The sequence below is a fragment of the Pseudomonas sp. VI4.1 genome, assembly GCF_002029345.1.
GTDB lineage: Bacteria > Pseudomonadota > Gammaproteobacteria > Pseudomonadales > Pseudomonadaceae > Aquipseudomonas.
Genome location: NZ_MULM01000184.1, coordinates 220638 through 244031 on the forward strand (window position 1 = coordinate 220638; position 23394 = coordinate 244031).

Here is a 23394-nt window from a genome sequence, read left to right on the forward strand (position 1 = left end):
AGAAGTTGCAGCCTTGGGGGATTTAGTTAGCCAGGTACCGATCCAGCAAGGCCCCCTGGCCACAGGACGTCGCACACCCTGCAAATGTGTTGCGGTTCATGACCAACGCTATGAGGCAACCTGTCACGCGGCAAAAGACCACACCGTCCATCGCCGAAAACCGGACTACTCTTTTACCCATGCTTGATCCAGATCAAGACCCTTGTGGAATTGATCCGGTGGCCAGTTGGCCAGACTCCCTACGATGTGATGTTTGCAAAAAAAGAACGAATTCGAATTCGCCACACTCCATATCCGTGGGAGCAGTGGGTGCAGGCCGCAGGCCTTCAGCCGGTATCACCTGACAGAGGAAGACTTATGTTCGGTTTGGAGGCACTCGATCTCGCCCGAATTCAATTCGCGTTCACCATCTCGTTCCACATACTGTTCCCGGCCATCACCATCGGCCTGGCGAGTTACCTGGCGGTGCTCGAAGGGCTGTGGCTGAAGACCAACAACGACACTTACCGCGACCTGTACCATTTCTGGTCGAAGATCTTTGCCGTCAACTTCGGCATGGGCGTGGTCTCGGGGCTGGTCATGGCCTATCAGTTCGGCACCAACTGGAGTCGCTTCTCGGACTTCGCCGGTTCTGTGACCGGGCCGTTGCTGACGTACGAAGTGCTGACGGCGTTCTTCCTCGAAGCCGGTTTCCTCGGGGTCATGCTGTTCGGCTGGAACAAGGTGGGGCGCAATCTGCACTTCTTCGCCACGGTGATGGTCGCCATCGGCACCCTGATCTCGACTTTCTGGATTCTCGCTTCCAACAGCTGGATGCAAACCCCCCAAGGCTACGAAATCGTCAATGGCCAGGTGATTCCGGTGGACTGGCTCGCGGTGATCTTCAACCCGTCGTTCCCGTATCGCCTGTTGCACATGTCGACAGCGGCGTTCGTTGCGACCGCATTCTTCGTCGGCTCCTCGGCGGCCTGGCACTTGCTGCGGGGCAAGGACAATCCGGCGATCCGCACCATGCTCTCGATGGCGATGTGGATGGCCTTGATCGTGGCGCCGATTCAAGCCGTCATCGGTGACTTCCACGGTCTCAATACCCTCAAGCATCAGCCGGCGAAAATCGCCGCAATTGAAGGCCATTGGGAGAACCACGGCGATGAACCGACTCCGTTGATCCTGTTCGGCTGGCCGGACATGAAAGAGGAACGGACCAAATTTGCGGTCGAAATTCCTTACCTGGGCAGCCTGATCCTCACACACTCGCTGGACAAACAGGTGCCGGCGCTCAAGGACTTCCCACCTGAAGACCGGCCGAATTCGACCATCGTGTTCTGGTCGTTCCGGGTCATGGTGGGGCTGGGCATGCTGATGATCTTTACCGGTCTGTGGAGTCTGTGGCTGCGCAAAAGCGACAAGCTGTACACCTCGCGGCCGTTCCTGTATCTGGCGCTGTGGATGGGGCCGTCCGGCCTGATCGCGATCCTCGCCGGTTGGTTCACCACTGAAATCGGCCGTCAGCCGTGGGTGGTCTACGGCCTGATGCGCACGGCGGATGCATCCTCCAATCACAGTTTCATGCAGATGAGCATCACGCTGGTCCTGTTCGTCGTGGTGTATTTCGCGCTGTTCGGTGCCGGTCTGGGTTACATGATGCGCCTGGTGCGCAAAGGGCCGAAGATCGACGAAGGCAAGGAAACGCCCGAGGGTGGTCCAGGCAAGAAACGCACACCGGCTCGTCCGCTGTCCGCTGCCGACGATGACGCCGACGCTGATAGCAGCCCCAGCCTGACCAAGGAGATTTGAATCATGGGTATCGATCTTCCGCTGATCTGGGCCGTGATCATCATCTTCGGCATCATGATGTACGTGGTCATGGACGGCTTCGACCTGGGCATCGGCATTCTCTTCCCGTTCATCAAGGGCAAGACCGACCGTGACGTCATGATGAACACCGTCGCGCCGGTCTGGGACGGCAACGAAACCTGGCTGGTACTGGGCGGGGCGGCGTTGTTTGGCGCGTTCCCGCTGGCCTATTCGGTGGTGCTCTCGGCGTTGTACCTGCCGCTGATATTCATGCTGATCGGGTTGATTTTCCGTGGCGTGGCCTTCGAGTTCCGGTTCAAGGCCAAGGACGACAAGCGCCACCTCTGGGACAAGGCATTCATCGGTGGCTCGATTGCCGCCACATTCTTCCAGGGCGTGGCGCTGGGTGCGTTCATTGATGGGTTGCCGGTCGTCAACCGCCAGTTCGCCGGTGGCTCGCTGGACTGGCTGACGCCATTCACCCTGTTCTGTGGCGCGGCGCTGGTGGTGGCTTATGCGCTGCTCGGGTGCACCTGGCTGATCATGAAAACCGAAGGCAAGTTGCAAGAGCAGATGCACGACCTGGCGCGGCCATTAGCCTTTGTGGTGCTGGCAGTGATCGGTATCGTCAGTATCTGGACACCTTTGGCGCACGCCGAGATCGCCGCCCGGTGGTTCACCCTGCCAAACCTGTTCTGGTTCCTGCCGGTGCCGATTCTGGTGCTGGTGACCATGTACGGACTGATTCGCGCCGTGGCCCGCAATGCGCATTACACGCCGTTCCTGCTGACCCTGGTCCTGATTTTCCTCGGCTACAGCGGTCTGGGCATCAGCTTGTGGCCGAACATCGTGCCGCCCTCGATCTCGATCTGGGACGCCGCGGCACCGCCGCAAAGCCAGGGTTTCATGCTGGTAGGGACGTTGTTCATCATCCCGTTCATCCTGGGTTACACCTTCTGGAGCTACTACGTATTCCGCGGCAAGGTCACCCACGAAGATGGCTACCACTAGAGCACACGATAGGGGTGCAGGCACTGATACCTGCGCCGTTTCAGAGGAGATCGCGATGATGGCTGGCAAACATTCCTTGCAGGAAATCGAAGCAGCAGAGAAAAAGCCGCTGTGGCAACGACTGGGCTGGCTGGCGATGATCTGGACCGGCAGCGTGGTGGCGCTGTTCATCGTCGCGAGCCTGATGCGCATGTTCATGAACGCCGCGGGCTTGTCGACCCACTGATTGCGCAACATCCCATCCCGTTGCCTCGCGGCACGGATTTACAACCCTCCTTAGCGGAGGGTTTTTTTGCATGAATTATTTTCGGGCCTTGAGGATCACGAACTTGGGCGTGGCGGCCACTTGTTCGACTCCGCGAAACAGGCGCGCGAGCTTGCTGTGATAACCCAGGTGACGGTTGCCGACGATGTACAACGCGCCGCCCACCACCAGCGCTTCACGTGCCTGCTGAAACATCCGCCAGGCCAGGAAGTCGCCGACCACTTGTTGCTGGTGAAACGGCGGGTTGCACAGCACCACGTCCAGAGACTGGGGTTCCTGCCCGGCCAAACCATCGCCGGCACGCACAATGACTGGCCGATCATCCAGCGCCTTGTGCCAGTTTTCGGTCGCCGATTGCACAGCCATGAACGACTCGTCCACCAGCGTGTAAAGGGCTTCAGGATTTTGCAGAGCGCTGGCGATGGCCAGGACACCGTTACCGCAACCGAGGTCGGCAACCCGTGCCGCGCCGAGATTGCTGGGCAAGTGCGGCAGAAATGCCCGAGTGCCGATATCCAGCCCTTCGCGGCAGAATACGTTGGCGTGGTTGAGCAGTTCGATCGCAGGCTCGTCAAGTAGGTAGCGAGTCGGGTAAGGAGAGATAGCCGGAACCTTGGCTTCAGCGTCAGCGATCAACAGCCGGGCTTTCTTCACCGCCAGCGAGGCGCGCACCGGCCCGATGTAACGCTCCAGCAGATCGCCCGCAGCGCGGGGCAGGTGCTTGATCATGGCGCCGGCAATCACTTGGGCGCCCGGTGCCAACTGACCTTGCAGACGGATCAGTTGCTCCTCCAGCAAGGCCAGGGTTTTCGGCACCCGGACCAATACCCGGTCAAACGGCCCCGTCAGCATTTCGCTGGCAGGGACGCTCTGCACCGCATCAAATGCCTGGCCGTTACGGATCAGGTTCTTCTCCAGCCCTTGAAAGGCCAGGAACGAATCGCCGCTGCTGATCACCCGGACCTTGCCCTGCAGGCTGGCGGCCAATGCGCCGAAGCTATCGTTAAGCACCAACACTCGAGAGTCCGTGCCCGGTTGCTGTTCGGCCAGATAATTGAGCAGGTATTCATCCGCGGCATCAAATGCCTGCAGCGGTTCGTTCTGCTGTTCGGGCTGGCGGATCAGGTCAAGTCGGGCGAAGGGTGTTTCGAGCAAGGGCATGGCGCGGGGACTCTGGGGAAATCGACAGGGACAATCAACAGGTCTCCCGCGGCCTGGGGGCATGGGTTGCGCGCGAGACCATCCGAGCGTACTGCGTCGTGAAGCTTCACACGTCATCACTCAGGAAGGACCGCAAATGGTACGTTTTTTTCTTCTGGATTACTCGCAGGTTTTATCAATCATCGCATCGCATTGCTACTGAGATAGCCTTCCTTGGCTGCGGTGATGACTGCCGCAATCTTGTTGTTGACGCCGAGTTTCACAATCGCGCTCTGCACATGAAAATTGATGGTGCGCGGGCTGAGGTTGAGAATTCTGGCGCTCTCATAGGCGGTCTTGCCATCGGCTGCCAGTTTCAATACGTCGATTTCCCTGGTGGACAAATGCGACGCGGGCGGTGCCGCGGCTTTTTTTGGCAAGGTCTGCGCGATCAAGGCATGCAGATGGCGGCCCATGAAGACTGAGAAGCCAAGATGTTCGTACAGCTCGAACGGGGTGATCGGGCAATGGCTTCTAGCCAGACTCAGAATGCTGCAAAACCCCCGGTCTTCGTCATGAATGGCGTGTGACCAGCCGTGCTGCAGGCCTTGGGTTTCAAGCGCTTCCCATAGTGTTGGTACAGGGGCGAAGAGTTCTTCACTCCAAAGAATAGGCAACATGGAATGATTGCAATGAGCCACTATCGGGTCAATTGCCCTCATTTGCTTCTGTTCATATTCCTTGTTCCAGGCAGCAGGGTAGTTGTTGAACTTGATAGTTTCGGATTGATCGAGATTCGTTTTATAAGTTGTTGAAAATGCGAAAAATTTGAACCCTATATTTTTCGCGAAGCCAAGTGCTATACGGTAGGCGGTATCCATCTCCGTTGTGCACGACAGTTGGTTTAATTGTGACTCCATCCACCTTTCCATCATAGGTCTCCATTCTCTTTCCGTTTGGCGCCAAATTGGATCCGAGATCCAGCACGTCCCGAGTGTAGGACTATTCCTACTTCGTTGTGAGAATTTTTAGATTGCCGGGACATTAAAATTTAAATATCCAGTTCTAATACAACACGGAGTTTGAATGTCATGTTTAATATGATTTGGCTGGTCTGGGTAGTTGTGAAAAAAACGTGAAATGAATCAGTCGATGACCCTTGTAAAGGCACTACAAATCGTCGGTGTTAACTTCCCTTGCTTTGCGGGACACTGGACGCTATCCGTTGTATGGAGCGACCCATGACTGCCAGTCTAGAAAAATTCACGCGCCAGACCTTGCTCGACGTTCAGCCGTTGACCCCGAACCTGTTTACCCTGCGGACCACCCGGGATCCGGGGTTTCGCTTTCGAGCGGGGCAATTTGCCCGGTTAGGGGTGACCAAGGCTGATGGCAGCACGGTCTGGCGCGCTTACTCCATGGTTTCGTCACCCTATGACGAATTCCTCGAGTTCTTCTCAATCGTGGTGCCGGGGGGGGAATTCACCAGTGAACTGAGCCGGCTGGAAGTCGGCGATACGCTGCTGGTCGACCGTCAGGCCTTCGGTTACCTGACACTGGATCGCTTTATCGACGGGCGTGACCTCTGGCTGTTGTCCACAGGCACCGGCCTGGCACCGTTCCTGTCGATTCTGCAGGACTTCGAGGTCTGGGAAAAATTCGAGCGAATCATCCTGGTCTACAGCGTACGCGAAGCCCGGGAACTGGCTTATCAGGAGCTGATTGCGGGTCTGGCGCAGCGTGACTATTTAGCGGAGCACGCTCACAAGTTGCAGTTCATCGCCACGGTCACGCGCGAGCAGCATCCTGGCGCCTTGAGTGGCCGGATCACCACACTGATTGAAAAGGGTGAGCTGGAGCAAGCGGCCGGCGTGGCGCTGACGCCCGAGCATTCGCGGGTCATGCTCTGCGGCAACCCGCAGATGATCGATGACACGCGAGCATTGCTTAAACAGCGTCACATGCACTTGAGTCTCAGCCGGCGACCTGGACACGTTGCTGTGGAAAATTATTGGTAAAAAACGGCGCCCGAAGACGCCATTTTTTGCCTCCACAACATCACTCAGGCCGATTGTTCTGGGCCTTCAGCAGGTCGCGGATCTCCCCCAGCAGCTCTTCTTCCTTGGTGGGAACCGGCGGCAGGGTTGGCGCAACGGCTTCTTCGCGTTTCAGACGGTTGATGGCTTTGACGCCCATGAAGATCGCGAAGGCGACGATGATGAAGTCGATCAAGCTCTGGATGAATTTGCCATACGCCAGCACCACCGCCGGGACGTCCCCGTTGGCGGCCTTGAGCGTGATGGCCAGGTCGCTGAAATCCACCCCGCCGATCAACAGGCCGATGGGCGGCATGATCACGTCACCGACGGCCGACGAAACGATCTTGCCGAAGGCGGCGCCGATGATGATACCGACGGCCATGTCGACCACATTGCCTTTGACCGCGAAGGCCTTGAACTCACTGATCACGCCCATGGGTTATTTCCTTGTTACAGATGAGGTAGGTGCCAGCAGTGTAATTCAGCAAAATGCTTCTTGCTCGAAACACTGACTTACGATGCTCGCCTGCTATCGACCGGATCATCAGTAAAAAGTTTACAAATCGCCATCATGTATGCGCGAGCTGAACCCGTGGAGCCGATCCTCCAGGGATGATGTTCGCTATCTGAGCAGTCATTTTTTCGGTCGTTCAACGGCGTCTATCGGTCGCGGTGGAACACTTGATAACACCGGACATACAGGCGGATGTCCGGTAAGTGCCAGAGATGTTTGATCGATGGGTTTGCTTGGTTTAGATAAAGCTCGCCGGAAATATTCAAGGGTCGAGGTCAGGGTGACTGTCCTGTGCCGAGTAATGTTCATTAATTCGGCTTGTTGTAGCGAAATTGTACGTTCAGAAGTCGAGGTGTAAAGGTTTGTATAAGTTTGATCGGTGTTTAATGGATAAGGCCGCTGTTTGTATGAGCGTAAGCGCACGCTGTGTATAAGTATTGCCTTGTTGTAACAAGGTGCCTTTATCCTGGATACCTGCTACTTGGTGTAGAAGAACCGTCAGGCGACTGCCTCGCGCCGATCCGGTCCGACTGAGCTATCATCGCGGTTTTTGCCGGGAGTTCAGATGGCCAAGGCCAAGCGCATGTACGGCTGCACCGAGTGCGGCTCAACCTTTCCCAAGTGGGCCGGCCAGTGTGGTGAGTGCGGTGCCTGGAACACCCTGACGGAAACCATGGTCGAGAGCGGCGGCGCCGCAGCTCCCAGCGGTCGCACCGGCTGGACCGGGCAGCAGGCGCAGATCAGGACCCTGGCCGAAGTCAGTGTCGAAGAGATCCCGCGCTTCTCCACCGCTTCCGGCGAACTTGATCGCGTCCTGGGTGGGGGCTTGGTGGACGGTTCGGTAGTATTGATCGGTGGCGACCCCGGCATCGGCAAATCGACCATTTTGTTGCAGACCTTGTGCAATCTCGCCAAGAGCATGCCCGCCCTGTACGTCACCGGCGAAGAGTCCCAGCAACAAGTGGCCATGCGCGCCCGCCGTCTGGGCTTGCCTCAGGATCAATTGCGGGTCATGACCGAAACCTGCATCGAAACCATCATCGCCACGGCCCGGCAGGAAAAGCCCAAGGTCATGGTGATCGATTCGATCCAGACGATCTTCACGGAACAACTGCAATCGGCGCCGGGTGGTGTTTCCCAGGTTCGCGAGAGCGCAGCGTTGCTGGTGCGTTATGCCAAGCAGAGCGGTACGGCGATTTTCCTGGTCGGCCACGTGACCAAGGAAGGCGCACTGGCCGGGCCGCGGGTGCTGGAACATATGGTCGACACAGTGTTGTATTTCGAAGGCGAGTCCGATGGGCGCTTGCGTCTGCTGCGGGCGGTGAAGAACCGGTTCGGCGCGGTCAACGAGCTGGGGGTGTTCGGCATGACCGACAAGGGCTTGAAAGAAGTGTCCAACCCGTCGGCGATTTTCCTCACCCGTGCTCAGGAAGAAGTGCCCGGCAGTGTGGTCATGGCGACTTGGGAGGGGACCCGGCCGATGCTGGTGGAAGTCCAGGCCCTGGTGGATGACAGCCACCTGGCTAACCCGCGTCGGGTAACGCTGGGGCTGGATCAGAATCGCCTGGCGATGTTGCTGGCGGTGCTGCACCGTCACGGCGGCATTCCGACCCACGACCAGGACGTGTTCCTCAATGTGGTCGGTGGGGTGAAGGTGCTGGAAACGGCCTCCGACCTGGCGCTGATGGCGGCGGTCATGTCCAGTTTGCGCAATCGGCCACTGCCGCATGATTTGCTGGTGTTCGGTGAGGTGGGGCTATCGGGCGAAGTGCGTCCGGTGCCGAGCGGCCAGGAGCGCTTGAAAGAAGCCGCCAAGCACGGCTTCAAGCGTGCCATCGTGCCCAAGGGCAATGCGCCGAAGGAGGCTCCGCCCGGGTTGCAGATCATTGCCGTCACTCGCTTGGAACAGGCCCTCGACGCGTTATTCGAGTAGCCGGCTGGTTGGACACATTCCCTGTGGGAGCGGGCTTGCTCGCGAAGGCGTCGGATCAGACGACATCAATGTTGAATGGAGGACCGTTTTCGCGAGCAAGTCCGCTCCCTCATTGGGATGTCGTAGGCCGTCAGGTTTCGATCAGTGCGCCCAATTCCCGCTCCAGCTCCTGCGGATCACCCAGATTCAACTCGATCAAGCGCCGCAGACGCTCGATGGATTCCAGGCTGATGTGAAGGCAGGCGAAACCGAGCTGTCCGTGGTCGTCATGGGTCAGGCGCAGGTCCATGGTGATGTCGATTTCATCGCTCAGATGAATGTCGACGAAAAAATCCTGTTGCCGATTTCCCAGCCACGGCTCGGGTTTTTCGATCAATAGCCCCTTGAGTGACAAGTCGATCAACCTCACCGGCCAGATAAATGCCCCCTGGCCCAGTTCGGTTCTGGCATCGAACGCGATACGTTTGAAACGTCGGCGATCAGGGTGCTCGCTCATGGCGCGATCCTCGAAATGTTCGCTGACTATAGACCTGTAATGGCAAGGCCTGCGAGCCAGGCAGGCGTCCCGACCACTATCGGGGTATGGCCTTTGTTGTCAGGCGAGCTAAACTCGGGATGGCTGTCTTTCTTGTCCACCCTGGCTGGAATCATAAAATGAAAAATAATAATGGCCTGCTACGCCACCTACCCTGGCTGCTGCTGGCAATCGTGGGCGCGTGTGCGCTGGGCGTCGTGGCATTGCGCCGAGGCGAGCCGATCAACGCCTTGTGGATCGTGGTCGCCGCCGTGGCCATTTATCTGGTTGCGTACCGTTACTACAGTCTGTTCATCGCTACCAATGTGATGCAACTCGATCCGCGCCGGGCCACCCCCGCCGTGCTCAACAATGACGGTCTGGACTACGTGCCGACCAACAAACACATCCTTTTCGGTCACCACTTCGCCGCCATCGCCGGTGCGGGACCGCTGGTGGGACCGGTCCTGGCGGCACAGATGGGTTACCTGCCCGGTACGCTGTGGCTGATCGCCGGGGTGGTGCTGGCCGGTGCGGTGCAGGACTTCATGGTCCTGTTCATGTCCACCCGCCGCAACGGCCGCTCCCTGGGCGACATGGTCCGTGAAGAAATGGGCCGCATCCCCGGCACCATCGCGCTGTTCGGCTGCTTCCTGATCATGATCATCATCCTTGCGGTGCTGGCGCTGATCGTGGTCAAGGCCCTGGCCGAAAGCCCGTGGGGCATTTTCACAGTGATGGCGACCATCCCGATCGCGATGTTCATGGGCATTTATATGCGCTACATCCGTCCGGGTCGCATCGGTGAAATCTCCGTGGTCGGCGTGTTGCTGCTGCTTGGCTCGATCTGGCTGGGTGGGCAGATTGCCGCCGATCCGGTCTGGGCCAAGGCGTTCAGCTTCACTGGCGTGCAGATTACGTGGATGCTGGTCGGTTACGGTTTCGTGGCCGCCTCGTTACCGGTCTGGCTGATCCTGGCGCCGCGCGACTACCTGTCGACCTTTCTCAAGATCGGTACCATCGTGGCGCTGGCGATCGGCATCCTGGTCACCATGCCCGAGTTGAAAATGCCGGCATTGACCCAGTTCACCGACGGCACCGGTCCGGTGTGGAAGGGCGGTCTGTTCCCGTTCCTGTTCATCACCATCGCCTGTGGCGCGGTTTCCGGTTTCCACGCGTTGATCTCCTCCGGCACCACCCCGAAGTTGCTGGATAACGAGGTCAACTCCCGTTACATCGGTTACGGCGCCATGCTGATGGAATCCTTCGTCGCCATCATGGCGATGGTGGCGGCTTCGGTGATCGAACCGGGCGTGTACTTCGCCATGAACAGCCCGGCGGCAGTCGTCGGTGGTGACGTGGTGGCTGTGGCGCAGACCGTCAGCAGCTGGGGTTTTGCAATCACCCCGGAAGCGCTGCAAGCGGTGGCCAAGGACATCGGTGAAACCACCATCCTGGCTCGCGCCGGCGGTGCACCGACCCTGGCGGTCGGTATTGCGCAGATCCTGCACAGTCTCCTGCCGGGTGAAAACACCATGGCATTCTGGTACCACTTCGCGATCCTGTTCGAAGCGCTGTTCATCCTCACCGCGGTGGACGCCGGTACCCGTGCCGGCCGTTTCATGCTCCAGGACTTGCTGGGTTCCTTCGTGCCGGCGCTGAAACGCACCGAGTCCTGGACCGCCAACCTGATCGCCACCGCCGGTTGCGTGGCCATGTGGGGTTGGTTGCTGTATCAGGGCGTGATCGATCCGCTGGGCGGCATCAACACCTTGTGGCCGCTGTTCGGTATCTCCAACCAGATGCTGGCCGGGATCGCGCTGATGCTGGCGACGGTGGTGCTGATCAAAATGAAACGCCAGCGCTACGTCTGGGTCACCATGCTGCCAGCGGTCTGGCTGCTGATCTGTACCACCACCGCCGGCTTCATCAAGCTGTTCGACGCCAACCCGGCGATCGGCTTCCTGTCGCTGGCGAAGAAATACAGCGATGCCCTGGCCAACGGCCAGATCCTCGCCCCGGCCAAGGACATCACCCAAATGCAGCACGTGATCTTCAATGCCTACACCAACGCCACGCTGACGGCGCTGTTCCTGTTCGTGGTGTTCAGCATCCTGTTCTATGCGCTCAAGGTCGGTATTGCCGCCTGGGGCACCAAGGAACGTACGGATAAAGAAGCACCGTTCCAGGCCCTGCCGGATGCTTGATCGAGGATTGCAAACATGTTCAATGACCTGAGTCGCCTCGGTAAATACCTCGGTCAGGCCGCGCGCCTGATGGTCGGCATGCCCGACTACGACAATTACGTGGAGCATATGCAGAACAAACACCCGGACAAACCGGTGATGAGCTACGAGATGTTCTTCCGCGAACGTCAGGAAGCGCGTTACGGTGGCAAGGGTGGGCCCAAGTGTTGCTAATGCAGCACTAGGCAATACAAACCTGTAGGAGCGGGCTTGCTGGCGATAGCGATCTCAAGGACGCCATCGCCGGCAAGCCGGGCTCCTACAGTTTTTTTTAGCGCATGGGAGATTTTTGTTTTGCTCACACCAATCCCGGTCACGATCCTCAGCGGCTTCCTCGGCGCCGGCAAAACCACGCTGCTGCGTCACCTGCTCAAAGCCGAACACGGCCTGAAAATCGCCGTGATCGAGAACGAATTCAGCGATGCCGGCATCGACACCCAACTATTGGGCGATGAACCGGTACAAGTGATGACGCTGTCCAACGGCTGCGTCTGTTGCACCATCCACACCGACCTGACCAAAGCGCTGTACCTGCTGCTGGAGCGCCTGGACAGAGGTGAAATCGCCTTCGACCGCCTGGTGATCGAATGCACTGGCCTGGCCGATCCGGCACCGGTGGCGCAAACCTTCTTCATCGACGAAGAGCTGCGCGAGCGTTACATCCTCGACGGCATCATCACCCTGGTGGACGCGGCGCACGCCGACACGCACCTGACCCAGACCATCGCCCAGGCCCAGATCGGTTTTGCCGACCGCCTGCTGGTGAGCAAGCGGGACCTGGTGGACGAAGCGACCTTCACTGCATTGAGTGAGCGCCTGACCCGGATCAACCGTCGCGCGCCGATCCGCGTAGTCGACCACGGCAAGATCGACCTTGCCGAATTGCTCGATGTGCGCGGTTTCAATCTCAATGCCGACCTCGGTGGCGGGGTGAGTTTGCGGCCCGTCAGCAAGGCGCCTTCCATCGACCGCATTTCCAGCCTGGTGCTGCGTACCGACAAGCCGCTGGATATCGACAGGCTCAGCGCGTTCATGAACGAGTTGCTGGAAGAGCATGGCAAGCAATTGCTGCGCTACAAAGGCGTATTGAATATCCTGGGTGAACCGCGGCGGATGGTGTTTCAGGGGGTATTGAAGTTGTACGGCTTCGACTGGGACACGGAGTGGGCGGACGATGAAGCGCGGGAAAGTGTGATCGTGTTTATTGCCGATGATTTGCCGGAAGAGAAGATTCGTGAGGGGTTTGATCGGGTTGCCGCAACCTGAAGCATTGTCGGCGTCTGCTATGGCCCCATCGCGAGCAAGCTCGCTCCCACAATTTTGAAGTGCATTTCCCTGTGGGAGCGAGCTTGCTCGCGATAGCGATCTAACCGGCAACACGGTTTTGGCAAGGCTCCGAGTTCAGCAACATATCTTCTATCTGATCCAGATGCCGGTTCATCAAGCCCGTCGCCATCACAGCATCCCCTCGCTCGACCGCATCCACAATCCCAACCTGCTCCCGCCATCCGCAATAAACCTGCGCCGACGCATCAAACTGCGCAATCGCTAACGAAGTGAGCGGCACCAGACTGCCAAGAAAATGCGCCAACGGTGCATTCCCCGCCATATCAGCCAATGCCAGATGAAATTCACCGGCCAACCGGATCGCGGTGCCACGCTGGTCGCGCTCCAGGCACTGCGTTCGCGCTTGACCAGTTCCTGCAGGCGTTGCACATCGTTCGCTTGAGGTTGCTGGCAGGCAAGCCGTACCAGCGTGAGTTCCGTCAGCCGCCGGGCGTGCAGCGTTTGCCGGGTCTGTTCGGCATTGAGCGCAGCCACGCGGGGCCGATGGTTGGGCCGAAGTACGATGATCTGCTGGTGGGACAGTTGCGTCAGCACGCCCCGAATGTCACTGCGTCGAACACTGAACATCTGCGCCAGGCTTTCTTCGGTAAAGCGACTGCTCGCCTCGATGCGCTGTTCGAGAATGGCATCGAAGACCCGCGAGTAGAGATCAACCACGGGTGGTTTCCCGTTGCTTGTTCGGGGAAAGGGCAGGGCGCCGAGTGTTTGCGGTGAAGCGAAGCTGTTCATGGCCTGTCTCCAGTTCGAAGAGTGGGTCAACTGACGAGATTATCGTCCGGAATATTCAATTCGATGCCCATCCGCTGGCCTTCGCGAAGGATGTGCCGACGCATTTCGGCGCTGGCTTGAGCGCTGTTTTTACTGCGTATGGCCCGCACCACGGCTTCGTTTTCTTCGAGCCGTTCCGCCAGATGCTCCGGAGAATTGCGCAGCACCTCGGCGCTTTGCTTGAGGGCATTACTGGTCTGCTGCACCACGCTCTGGAAGATCGGGTTCGAGGTCAGGGTGAACAGTTCTTCGTGGAACGCGATGTAGGCGTTCACCCCGGCTTCGCTGTCGTTGGCCTCCAGGGCTTCGCGCATATCCATCAGGGTCAGGCGCAGTTGCCCGATTTCCTTGCTGCTGATGGACTGTGCCACCAGGCCGACAATGAAGGGCTCGAGGGTATAACGCAGTTGCAGCACGTCTTCCAGGCTCGCCCCGGCCACCGCGCTGTCGTGACTCTGGCTGTCACTCAGATTGGCCTCCAGCACGACCACGCCTTTGCCTGGCATGGAACGCACCAGTCCGAGGGTCTCCAGCACGATCACGGCTTCGCGCAGGCTCGGGCGGCTGATGCCCAGTTGTTCGGCCAATTCCCTTTGCCCCGGCAGCATTTCACCGGAGCGCCACTGACCACGGGCCAGAGCGGCCCGAAGTTTTTCTACGACTGAATTCACAACGGTCGACGAGGTGATCACTGTTCGCTCCATGAGTATCCATAACGATTGATGGCCGTGCCTGCCCGCGGGCAGGCACGGCGATTATTCAAAATTCCTGCTGATGCGCCGGGCCTGCTGGCTTCCTGGGCTGGAAGGTATAACCCAGCTGACCGGAAAGTACTTTGTTCGCCCGTTCGATATCGATGTCTTTTTCCCAGCGCGCGATGGCCACTGTAGCGACGCAGTTGCCGATCAGGTTGGTCAGCGCCCGGCCGATACCCATGAACCAGTCCACTGCCAGCACCAGTACCAGGCCCACGACCGGAATGGCCGGGATTGCTGTCAGGGTCGCCGCGAGAATCACCAGCGCCGAGCCGGGAATGCCATGGGCGCCTTTGGAGGTGATCAGCGATACCAGCAAAATCGTCAGCAGGTCGGTCATGGCCAGTGGCGTACCGGTGGCGTTGGCGATGAACACGATAGCCAGGGTCAGATAGATCGAGAAACCGTCCAGGTTGAACGAGTAACCCGTAGGAATCACCAGGCCGACTGTCGAACTGCCGATGCCGAGGTGCTCAAGCTTGCGCATGATTTGTGGCAGCACGGCATCGGACGAGGCGGTGCCCATGACAATCAGCAATTCTTCGCGCAGGTACTTGAGCAATGGCCACATCCGCAGGCCGGACAGGCGCATCACCAGGCCGAGAATCAACGCCACGAACGCCACGCAAGTCAGGTAAAACAGGCCGACCAGGCTGCCCAGATGCTGCAGCGAGTCCAGGCCATATTTGCTGGTAGTAAAGGCGATCGCACCGAACACGCCGATCGGCGCCAGGCGTACGATCATGCCCATGATGCGGAAGATGACGTGGCTCAGCTCATTGATCAGCCGTGAAATGCCGGAAGCCGCTTCACCCACCAGGTTCAGCGCGCTGCCGAACAATACGGAAAACAGCAGGACCTGCAAAATGTTGTTGTCGGCAAAGGCGCCGATCACCGAGGTCGGGATCAGGTCCATCAGGAACTGCGTGGTGGTGTGCATGTGCTGACCGCGCTGGGCGATATCGCCCATATCGGCGGCGGAGAGCTGATCCAGATGGATGTTCGCGCCGCTGCCAATGCCGGTACTGAAGGCGAAGACCAGGCCGATCACCAGGGCGATGGTGGTCAGGACTTCAAAGTAGATCACTGATTTGAGGCCGATGCGTCCGACCTTCTTCAGGTCGCCGGCACCGCTGATGCCGCTGACCACCACGCAAAACACGATCAGACCGATGAGCATCTTGATCAGTTTGATGAAGCCATCGCCGAGCGGTTTGAGCTGGGCGGAGTATTCAGGAAGGGTCAGTCCGCAGACGATGCCGAGCACCAGTCCGAGAACTACTTGGAGGAAGATTGAACGCGAGCACCATCTGAGCATGGGAGGAATCCTGGTCGGTGTCCTGGCTGCCGACGCTTGAGCGCATCAGATTCAGGACTTAATTATTGTGGTCTTACCGGTATGTCCAGTGCAGGCTCAGTCTACGCTGGGTTTTTCCAGGATTACAAGAGTAGATACAAAAAATTGGCATGACCGGTCTGACCGGTTGTGCCGACAGGGAAACGCGATAAATCGCAGACGAAAAAAAACCGGCCATTCACTGGCCGGTTTTTTCATTGCTGCGGTCTGGCGGGCTGATTAAGCGCCGTACACCGGCAGCTTCTTGCAGATGGCCTTGACCTTCTCGCGAACGGCGTCGATCACCGCTTCGTTGTTCAGGTCCGCCAGGATGTCGCAGATCCAGCCAGCCAGTTCCTTGCACTCTGCTTCCTTGAAGCCACGAGTGGTCACGGCTGGAGTACCGAAGCGCAGGCCGGAGGTGACGAACGGCGAGCGTGGATCGTTTGGCACGGAGTTTTTGTTCACGGTGATGAACGCTTTGCCCAGCGCGGCGTCAGCGTCCTTGCCGGAGATTTCCTGCTTGATCAGCGACAGCAGGAACAGGTGGTTTTCAGTACCGCCGGAGACCACGTCGAAACCGCGCTCGATGAACACGCCGGCCATGGCCTTGGCGTTCTTCACGACTTGTTGCTGGTAGGTCTTGAACTCAGGCTGCAGCGCTTCCTTGAAGCAGATCGCCTTAGCGGCGATCACGTGCTCCAGCGGGCCGCCCTGGGCGCCCGGGAACACTGCGGAGTTCAGCTTCTTCTCGATGTCGGCGTTGGCACGAGCCAGGATCAGGCCACCACGTGGACCGCGCAGGGTCTTGTGGGTGGTGGTGGTCACGACGTCAGCGAAAGGCACCGGGTTCGGGTAGACGCCCGCGGCAACCAGACCGGCCACGTGAGCCATGTCGACGAACAGGTAGGCGCCAACCTTGTCGGCGATTTCGCGGAAGCGCGGGAAGTCGAGGATCTGCGAGTAGGCAGAGAAACCGGCCACGATCATTTTCGGCTTGTGCTCGACCGCCAGGCGCTCGACTTCGTCGTAGTCGATCAGGCCGTTGGCATCGATCCCGTACTGCACGGCGTTGTACAGCTTGCCGGAAGACGAAACGCTGGCACCGTGGGTCAGGTGACCGCCGTGGGCCAGGCTCATGCCCAGGATGGTGTCGCCCGCTTGCAGCAGGGCCAGGTACACGGCGCTGTTGGCTTGGGAGCCGGCGTGCGGCTGAACGTTGGCGTAATCGGCGCCGAACAGTTCCTTGGCGCGGTCGATCGCGAGCTGCTCGACCACGTCGACGAACTCGCAACCACCGTAGTAGCGCTTGCCCGGGTAGCCTTCGGCGTACTTGTTGGTCAGTACCGAGCCTTGAGCTTCCATCACCGCAGGGCTGGTGTAGTTTTCCGAAGCGATCAGCTCAATGTGCTCTTCCTGGCGCTGAGCTTCTTGCTCCATGGCGGCAAAGAGATCGGCGTCGTACTTGGCAATAGTCAAATCACGGCTGAACATGGCGGTCCTCAAGGATCGGGGGCAGAAAAGGGGGGCATTCTAACCTAATGGGTTTTAGATGGCATATGAAAGGACATCATGTCGCAGACAAGTGGGCTTCATGACGGGATCAGCGGTGAGGCCATAGCCCCACTGCAAGATTTCAATCGAACATGATCAGCGCATCGTGACTGAGCTGCGCCTCGAACTGCCCGGCCGGCATCGGCCGCCCGAACAGGTACCCCTGAACCTCATCACACCCATGCTCACGCAGGAACTCGAGCTGTTCATGGGTTTCCACGCCTTCGGCGATCACCGCCAGATTCAGGCTGTGGGCCATGGCGATGATCGCCCGGGCGATCTGCGCATCCTGCTCGCCCGACGGCAGGCCGTCGACGAAGGTGCGGTCGATCTTGAGCACGTCGATCGGGAATTGCTTGAGGTAGTTGAGCGATGAGTAACCGGTGCCGAAATCGTCGACCGCGATGCTCAGGCCCAGGTTTTTCAGCCCGGCGAGAATCTGCATCGCTTCGCTGACTTCGCGCATCAGGATACTTTCGGTCAGTTCCAGCTCCAGGCACGCCGGTGGCAGGCCGGTTTCCTCGAGGATGGCGGCAATGCGCGTGCCGAGCTGGCCATCGGAGAACTGCCGGGCGGAAATGTTCACCGAGACCTTGGGCACCCGAACCCTGGCCTGATGCCAGCCCTTGAGCTGGCGGCAGGCCTCGCCGATCACCCAGTCGCCGACATCCACCACCAGCCCCAGCTCTTCGAGCACTGGAATGAAGTCCCCTGGCGGTACCAGGCCGCGACGCGGGTGACGCCAGCGCAGCAGTGCTTCGGCGCCGGTCAGGCGCTTGCCGTCGCCGCTGAACTGCGGTTGGTAATACAAAACGAATTCGTTTTGCTCCAGGGCGTGGCGCAAGTCACTTTCCAGTTCCAGGCGCTCCAGGGCGCTGGCGTTCATCTGCGCCTGATAAAACTGGAAGTTGTTCTTGCCGCGTTCCTTGGCGTGGTACATCGCGGTGTCGGCGTTTTTCATCAGCTGACTGAGCTCGTTGCCATCCTGCGGGCTCAAGGCGATGCCGATACTGGCCGTGACGAAGAACTCGCGGCCTTCGAGGACGAAGGGTTTCACCAGGCTGGCAAGAATCTGTTCCGCCACATGAATCGCCCGGTTCAGCGCGGTTTCGCGATTGACCCGCGGCTGCAGCAGCAAGGTGAATTCATCGCCACCCATGCGCGCCACGGTGTCGTCATCGTCGACGCAATCGAGCAAACGCGTGGCCATGTCCTTGAGCATGCGATCGCCAGCGGCGTGGCCCAGGGAGTCGTTGATCGGCTTGAAGCGGTCCAGGTCGAGGAACATCAACACCACCCAGGACTTCTGTCGCTCGGCCGATTGCAGGGCCGTGTGCAGGCGATCCTGGAACAGCGTGCGGTTGGGCAGGTGGGTGAGCGCGTCGTAATAGGCGAGGCGGTGAATCCGCTGTTCACTGGCCTTGCGCTCGCTGATGTCGCTGAAGAAGCACACATAGCTGGCCAGATCGCCTTCGTCGTCCAGCACCGCGGTAATCCCGACCCAGGCGGGGTAGTGTTCGCCATTGCGTCGTTTGAGCCAGACTTCACCTTCCCAGGTGCTGTGCTGGTGCAATTGCTTGAGCACATAGCGCAGATGGGCTTCCTGCTGCTCGTCGACGGTCAGCATGTTCGGCAGCTGATCGAGCACCTGCTCCACGGCATACCCGCTGACGCGAGTGAACGCTTCATTGGCCTGGACGATATAGCCGGCCGGATCGGTAATCAGGATCGCCGAAGTCGAGTGCTCGAATACCGTCGCGGCCATGCGCAGGTCTTTCTCGGCCCGGCGTTGCTGGCTGATGTCGCGCCCGACGCCCAGCACGCCTTCGAACCCACCGAGTTCATCCCAGACCAGCACCAGCCGCAGTTCGATCGGAATCTTGCGCCCGTCGGCCCGCAGGCAATCGAACAGGAACAATTGGTTCTGCACCTGGTTGCGCAACAAGGTCAGTTGCTCGGGGCTGTCCAGCGCCTTGCCGATCCGGTCCATCAGGCCGTAAATGCCGCTCAGCTGTTGCGGGTTGGCCAGGGTCGATTGCCAGCCGTGCTGGAGAATCCAGTCGACGTCGTAACCCAGCACGACCTGTACCGACGGGCTGACGTAATTGAGGGCCAGCTTGCTGTCGGTGGAGAGAATCACGTCGCTGATGCTTTCAGCGAGCATCCGGTAGCGTTGCTCGCTGTCGTGCAGCGATTCGCTGGCTTCGATCTGCTCGGTGATATCCTTGGCGACGCCGATGATTCGGCTGACCTGCCCCTGCGTATCCCGCGCCAGGGCCTGCTCGCGAATCTCGAACCGTCGCCATTTGCCGTCCCTGTGGCGGAAGCGCAGTTGGCACTGCAGCAATTGTCTGTAACCTTCCTGACGCTGGGTTTGACGCGAGCGGTGATAGACGTCGGCATCTTCGGCGTGCAGCAGGATCTCCCAGAAGTATTCGCCCATCTGCTGCAATTCGGTACGGTTGTAACCGAGTGTCTGCCCCAGGTGGTGGTTGCTGAAGATCATGCGCTGGCTGATCACGTCCTGGACGTACAGGTGGTCCGGCACGGTGCGCACCACGTCGGACCAGAAACTTTCGCGCTCCAGCAGCGACAGTTCAACGAGCTTGCGGCGGGTGATGTCGGTGATGCTCAGGATCACCGCGTTGCAATCGTCCTGGTCTTCCGGCAGGCACAGCACCAGCCACAGGTGTTGGTCGCGACCCTTGGCGTCCTGGAGCTTGATTTCCAGTTCAAGCTGCTTGTGCTGATTGAGCACGGCTTCGAGCACTTGATTGCCCACGGCATTACCGTCCTGCGGATGGCCGTCGATCAGCAGTTTCCAGGCGTGTTCGGTGGAGTTTACGTCGAGCAGTTGCAGGGCAACCTGATTGACCTCGGTGATACGCAGTTCCCGCAGCAGTTGCTGACGTTGCTGCGGAATCTCCAGCCAGGCCCGCAAGTGTTCGGTGCTGTGCAGCCGGGCCTTGTCGAAGCAGCGCTTGAGTCCGGACACATCCAGTACGCACAGGGCGACCCCGGTGCCTTCGAAGATATTCTGATAGCGTCGGCGGCCTTCATGCAGCTGGCGCTGGCGGCGGCGCATGTTCAGCAGCGCGATCAATGGCAGTAGAGAGAGGGCCAGGCCCAGCAGGCATTTGCCGATGAACGCCGGCAGCAGTTGTTCAAGCACGCGTTGCCGGTCGAACAGCCCACGCAGTTGCCAATCGCTGCTGCTCAGGGGCACCGTCAACACGCTGTTGGCCAGTTCGTCCTGGGTCAACGCGCCTGGCTTGGTCATGGGCAGCGTCTGATCGCGGCTGATGACCTGGTGATTGACGCGGTTTTCCACCAGCCAGAGAGGGCGGATGCCGGCTTCGTTCGGTTTGGTCAGTGCCGCGAAAAACCTCGGCGCCAGGCGCAGGACCCAGTAGCCACGGGAGCTGCCGCTGGCTTGATGCAACAGCAGATGCACCACTGAGCCATCATCGGTATTGCTGAAGTAGTGCGCCTGGGCGCGGCTGCGCCGGACCAGCTCGCTCAGGTAGTCGGCGTCCCGACTGTCGGCGGCACTGTCGCTGAGGATTTTCCCGGACGGGCTGAGCAATGCCACGCTGCGCAGGTCGGGTAGGGACTGTTGCAGTTTGCGCAGCAAGGCCTGCTGTTCGTCGGCGCTTTGCGGTTGTTCGACGATCGGTAGCAGGTTGAGGGCCATCCGCGCGTTCAGCGCCATGTTCAGGCTGACTTGCGAAGCCAGGTCAGCGGTGTAGTCGATGGTGTATTGACGCTGGTTTTCCCGGGATTCGCGAAGCTGATCCAGCAATTGCCAGAACAGCAGTGCGAGCAGCAATAGAACCAGGGTCGCCAGTGCACCCTTCAGGGTTCCGCGCAGGGGCGATCCGGTCGCAGGATCGAGGGTGCTAACGGACGCTGGCGGGGTGGCATTAGGCAAACTGTAATCCTGCGGTTGGGCTGGACTGACGCGACGCGCACTATAAGCCGGACGCCCGAAGGGCGGCTAGCATGCCTTGGGTTGTGGCAAAGTGCCAGCCCCGCCCGGCTGGACTGCCCTTCGTCATTCAGGTAGCTTTGCCGGTTACGCGGGAGCGTTCCAGCTCCTAGAATCAGACTTTTTCAGCGCGCACCGGTTGGTCGCTATCAATCGGACAACGCGCACAGTCTGGCCGGGCATCGCCTGCGCTCCAATCATTCATCAGTCACTGACCCAAGGTTCTCCATGGCTCAATACGTCTTCACCATGCATCGGCTGGGTAAAGTTGTTCCGCCGAAGCGGGAAATCCTGAAAAACATTTCGCTGTCGTTCTTCCCGGGCGCCAAGATTGGCGTACTCGGCCTTAACGGCTCGGGTAAATCCACGCTGTTGAAAATCATGGCGGGCGTCGATACCGAGTTCGAGGGCGAAGCCCGCCCAATGCCGGAGCTGAACATCGGCTACCTGCCACAGGAACCGATCCTGGACCCGACCAAGACCGTGCGTGAAGTGGTCGAGGAAGCGGTCAGCGTGATCAAGAACGCCCAGGCGCGCCTGGACGAGGTCTACGCGGCTTACGCGGATGAAGATGCGGACTTCGACAAGCTTGCGGCAGAGCAAGCCAAGCTCGAAGCCATCCTGCAAGCCAGCGACGGCCACAACCTGGATCGCCAACTGGAAGTCGCCGCCGATGCGCTGCGCCTGCCGGCGTGGGATGCCAAGGTCGAGTTCCTGTCCGGTGGCGAGAAGCGTCGCGTGGCCCTGTGCCGTCTGCTGCTGTCCGCACCCGACATGCTGCTGCTCGACGAACCGACCAACCACCTGGACGCCGATTCCGTCGCCTGGCTGGAGCACTTCCTGCACGACTTCCCGGGTACCGTGGTCGCGATCACGCACGACCGTTACTTCCTGGACAACGTCGCCGGCTGGATCCTCGAGCTCGACCGCGGCGCCGGTATCCCGTACGAGGGCAACTATTCGGGTTGGCTCGAAGCCAAGTCCAATCGCCTGGCTGCCGAGTCCAAGCAGCAGTCGGCCCACGAAAAAGCCATGAAGGAAGAACTGGAGTGGGTGCGCAAAGGCGCCAAGGCCCGCCAGTCCAAATCCAAGGCTCGTCTGCAACGCTTCGAAGAAATGCAATCGCAGGAATTCCAGAAGCGCAGCGAAACCAACGAGATCTACATCCCGGCCGGTCCACGCCTGGGCGACAAGGTCATCGAGTTCAAGAACGTTTCCAAGGGTTACGGCGATCGCGTGTTGATCGACAACCTGTCGTTCTCCATGCCTAAAGGCGCCATCGTTGGCGTGATCGGCGGTAACGGTGCGGGTAAATCGACCCTGTTCCGCATGCTGATGGGCAAGGAACAACCGGATTCGGGCAGCATCGAAGTCGGCGACACCGTGCAGCTTGCTTGCGTGGATCAGAGCCGCGAGGACCTGGACGGCAGCAAGACGGTGTTCCAGCAAATCTCCGACGGTTCGGATCAGATCCGCATCGGCAACTACGAGATCCCGTCGCGTACCTACGTCGGGCGCTTCAACTTCAAGGGCGGCGATCAGCAGAAGTTCGTCAAGGACCTGTCCGGTGGTGAGCGCGGTCGCTTGCACCTGGCCCTGACCCTGAAGGAGGGCGGTAACGTCCTGCTGCTCGACGAACCGTCCAACGACCTAGACGTTGAAACCCTGCGTTCCCTGGAAGAAGCCTTGCTGGACTTCCCGGGCGCCGCCATTGTGATCTCTCACGATCGGTGGTTCCTTGACCGCGTCGCGACGCACATCCTGGCGTACGAAGACGACTCGCAAGCCGTGTTCTTCGAAGGCAACTACACCGAGTACGAAGCCGATCGTCGCAAGCGCCTTGGCGAAGCGGCTGCCCAGCCACATCGTGTACGGCACAAGAAACTGGCCTGATTGGGGTCGGTTGCATGAAAAGCGGAGCCTTCGGGCTCCGTTTTTTTTTCGCATTTTTTCAGGCGAACCGAGGTGAATTCATCGCAGGCAAGCCCGCGAAAGCTATCTCCATGACAGTGCGAGTCTCAATCCATACGTCCCTGTTTGGGTGCGGATAAAGTGCTAAATCACCAATAATTTATATCCTGTGCACCATTTAATTTCACATTAGCGACATTTGGCGCTGTCATGGTGCGCAATCAGTTTGTTAAAGTCCGGCCCAATCTCTTCCAACGACAACAAATTTGCCGAGAC

At 59.4% G+C, this 23394-nt stretch carries 17 protein-coding genes and 1 pseudogene; 9 read left to right on the plus strand and 9 right to left on the minus strand.

What is annotated here, in order from left to right; genetic code table 11:
• The first annotated feature begins 357 nt into the window (after positions 1–357).
• The 3 genes from BZ163_RS33095 to BZ163_RS33105 are packed head-to-tail and all read left to right on the plus strand — an operon-like array spanning position 358 to position 3034.
• Complete coding sequence (locus BZ163_RS33095; RefSeq protein ID WP_128874457.1) at positions 358–1797, plus strand: cytochrome ubiquinol oxidase subunit I; 1440 nt, start codon at positions 358–360, stop codon at positions 1795–1797.
• Positions 1798–1800: 3 nt separating this feature from the next.
• The gene (gene cydB, locus BZ163_RS33100; RefSeq protein WP_128874458.1) at positions 1801–2808 is read left to right on the plus strand and encodes a cytochrome d ubiquinol oxidase subunit II; all 1008 of its coding nucleotides are present in this window, start codon (positions 1801–1803) and stop codon (positions 2806–2808) included.
• A 58-nt stretch (positions 2809–2866) separates the two neighbouring features.
• The gene (locus tag BZ163_RS33105; protein ID WP_064680606.1) at positions 2867–3034 is read left to right on the plus strand and encodes a DUF2474 domain-containing protein; all 168 of its coding nucleotides are present in this window, start codon (positions 2867–2869) and stop codon (positions 3032–3034) included.
• A gap of 75 nt (positions 3035–3109) precedes the next feature.
• Here the strand turns inward: BZ163_RS33105 and BZ163_RS33110 are convergent, their stop codons facing one another.
• Positions 3110–4234, minus strand: coding sequence for a class I SAM-dependent methyltransferase (locus BZ163_RS33110; RefSeq protein ID WP_128874459.1), 1125 nt, complete (start codon positions 4232–4234; stop codon positions 3110–3112).
• A gap of 179 nt (positions 4235–4413) precedes the next feature.
• Positions 4414–5145 carry an autoinducer binding domain-containing protein gene (locus tag BZ163_RS33115; protein ID WP_128874460.1) on the minus strand — a complete coding sequence of 244 codons (732 nt, stop codon included), beginning with the start codon at positions 5143–5145 and terminating at the stop codon, positions 4414–4416.
• Between the two features lie 309 nt (positions 5146–5454).
• Here BZ163_RS33115 and BZ163_RS33120 point away from each other — a divergent pair, with 309 nt between their 5' ends.
• On the plus strand, positions 5455–6231 hold the full coding sequence (locus tag BZ163_RS33120) for a ferredoxin--NADP reductase (RefSeq protein ID WP_128874461.1): 777 nt from the start codon (positions 5455–5457) through the stop codon (positions 6229–6231).
• A 40-nt stretch (positions 6232–6271) separates the two neighbouring features.
• Here the strand turns inward: BZ163_RS33120 and mscL are convergent, their stop codons facing one another.
• Positions 6272–6688 (minus strand): large-conductance mechanosensitive channel protein MscL, encoded by a 417-nt coding sequence (gene mscL / locus BZ163_RS33125; protein ID WP_128874462.1) that lies wholly within the window; start codon positions 6686–6688, stop codon positions 6272–6274.
• A 643-nt stretch (positions 6689–7331) separates the two neighbouring features.
• Here mscL and radA point away from each other — a divergent pair.
• On the plus strand, positions 7332–8699 hold the full coding sequence (gene radA / locus BZ163_RS33130; RefSeq protein ID WP_064675792.1) for a DNA repair protein RadA: 1368 nt from the start codon (positions 7332–7334) through the stop codon (positions 8697–8699).
• Between the two features lie 130 nt (positions 8700–8829).
• Here the strand turns inward: radA and BZ163_RS33140 are convergent, their stop codons facing one another.
• Entirely contained in the window at positions 8830–9195 is a 366-nt protein-coding gene (locus BZ163_RS33140; RefSeq protein WP_128874463.1) for a PilZ domain-containing protein, read from the minus strand.
• Positions 9196–9353: 158 nt separating this feature from the next.
• Here BZ163_RS33140 and BZ163_RS33145 point away from each other — a divergent pair, with 158 nt between their 5' ends.
• From BZ163_RS33145 to yjiA, 3 genes are all read left to right on the plus strand, one after another.
• On the plus strand, positions 9354–11420 hold the full coding sequence (locus BZ163_RS33145) for a carbon starvation CstA family protein (RefSeq protein ID WP_128874464.1): 2067 nt from the start codon (positions 9354–9356) through the stop codon (positions 11418–11420).
• Between the two features lie 15 nt (positions 11421–11435).
• The gene (locus BZ163_RS33150) at positions 11436–11633 is read left to right on the plus strand and encodes a YbdD/YjiX family protein (RefSeq protein ID WP_054616680.1); all 198 of its coding nucleotides are present in this window, start codon (positions 11436–11438) and stop codon (positions 11631–11633) included.
• Between the two features lie 120 nt (positions 11634–11753).
• Positions 11754–12725, plus strand: coding sequence for a GTPase (gene yjiA, locus BZ163_RS33155; protein ID WP_128874465.1), 972 nt, complete (start codon positions 11754–11756; stop codon positions 12723–12725).
• 100 nt (positions 12726–12825) lie between these two features.
• Here yjiA and BZ163_RS33160 read toward each other — a convergent pair.
• The 5 genes and pseudogenes from BZ163_RS33160 to BZ163_RS33185 all read right to left on the minus strand — a co-directional run bounded on the left by BZ163_RS33160 (position 12826) and on the right by BZ163_RS33185 (position 21150).
• A pseudogene (locus tag BZ163_RS33160) lies at positions 12826–13535 on the minus strand (GntR family transcriptional regulator).
• 26 nt (positions 13536–13561) lie between these two features.
• Positions 13562–14266 (minus strand): FadR/GntR family transcriptional regulator, encoded by a 705-nt coding sequence (locus BZ163_RS33165; RefSeq protein ID WP_128874466.1) that lies wholly within the window; start codon positions 14264–14266, stop codon positions 13562–13564.
• Between the two features lie 67 nt (positions 14267–14333).
• Positions 14334–15647 (minus strand): C4-dicarboxylate transporter DctA, encoded by a 1314-nt coding sequence (locus tag BZ163_RS33170; RefSeq protein ID WP_128874467.1) that lies wholly within the window; start codon positions 15645–15647, stop codon positions 14334–14336.
• 258 nt (positions 15648–15905) lie between these two features.
• Entirely contained in the window at positions 15906–17159 is a 1254-nt protein-coding gene (glyA, locus tag BZ163_RS33180; RefSeq protein WP_054051411.1) for a serine hydroxymethyltransferase, read from the minus strand.
• 142 nt (positions 17160–17301) lie between these two features.
• On the minus strand, positions 17302–21150 hold the full coding sequence (locus BZ163_RS33185) for a bifunctional diguanylate cyclase/phosphodiesterase (protein WP_128874468.1): 3849 nt from the start codon (positions 21148–21150) through the stop codon (positions 17302–17304).
• Positions 21151–21435: 285 nt separating this feature from the next.
• Here BZ163_RS33185 and ettA point away from each other — a divergent pair, with 285 nt between their 5' ends.
• The gene (gene ettA, locus BZ163_RS33190) at positions 21436–23100 is read left to right on the plus strand and encodes an energy-dependent translational throttle protein EttA (protein WP_128874469.1); all 1665 of its coding nucleotides are present in this window, start codon (positions 21436–21438) and stop codon (positions 23098–23100) included.
• The last annotated feature ends 294 nt before the right edge of the window (positions 23101–23394 follow it).

Bases quoted from the DNA above. Each gene is read 5' to 3' on its own strand.
- BZ163_RS33095 (WP_128874457.1), top strand. From the start codon at position 358: ATGTTCGGTTTGGAGGCACTCGATCTCGCCCGAATTCAATTCGCGTTC.
- cydB (WP_128874458.1), top strand. From the start codon at position 1,801: ATGGGTATCGATCTTCCGCTGATCTGGGCCGTGATCATCATCTTCGGC.
- BZ163_RS33105 (WP_064680606.1), top strand. From the start codon at position 2,867: ATGGCTGGCAAACATTCCTTGCAGGAAATCGAAGCAGCAGAGAAAAAG.
- BZ163_RS33110 (WP_128874459.1), bottom strand. From the start codon at position 4,234: ATGCCCTTGCTCGAAACACCCTTCGCCCGACTTGACCTGATCCGCCAG.
- BZ163_RS33115 (WP_128874460.1), bottom strand. From the start codon at position 5,145: ATGGAAAGGTGGATGGAGTCACAATTAAACCAACTGTCGTGCACAACG.
- BZ163_RS33120 (WP_128874461.1), top strand. From the start codon at position 5,455: ATGACTGCCAGTCTAGAAAAATTCACGCGCCAGACCTTGCTCGACGTT.
- mscL (WP_128874462.1), bottom strand. From the start codon at position 6,688: ATGGGCGTGATCAGTGAGTTCAAGGCCTTCGCGGTCAAAGGCAATGTG.
- radA (WP_064675792.1), top strand. From the start codon at position 7,332: ATGGCCAAGGCCAAGCGCATGTACGGCTGCACCGAGTGCGGCTCAACC.
- BZ163_RS33140 (WP_128874463.1), bottom strand. From the start codon at position 9,195: ATGAGCGAGCACCCTGATCGCCGACGTTTCAAACGTATCGCGTTCGAT.
- BZ163_RS33145 (WP_128874464.1), top strand. From the start codon at position 9,354: ATGAAAAATAATAATGGCCTGCTACGCCACCTACCCTGGCTGCTGCTG.
- BZ163_RS33150 (WP_054616680.1), top strand. From the start codon at position 11,436: ATGTTCAATGACCTGAGTCGCCTCGGTAAATACCTCGGTCAGGCCGCG.
- BZ163_RS33170 (WP_128874467.1), bottom strand. From the start codon at position 15,647: ATGCTCAGATGGTGCTCGCGTTCAATCTTCCTCCAAGTAGTTCTCGGA.
- glyA (WP_054051411.1), bottom strand. From the start codon at position 17,159: ATGTTCAGCCGTGATTTGACTATTGCCAAGTACGACGCCGATCTCTTT.
- ettA (WP_128874469.1), top strand. From the start codon at position 21,436: ATGGCTCAATACGTCTTCACCATGCATCGGCTGGGTAAAGTTGTTCCG.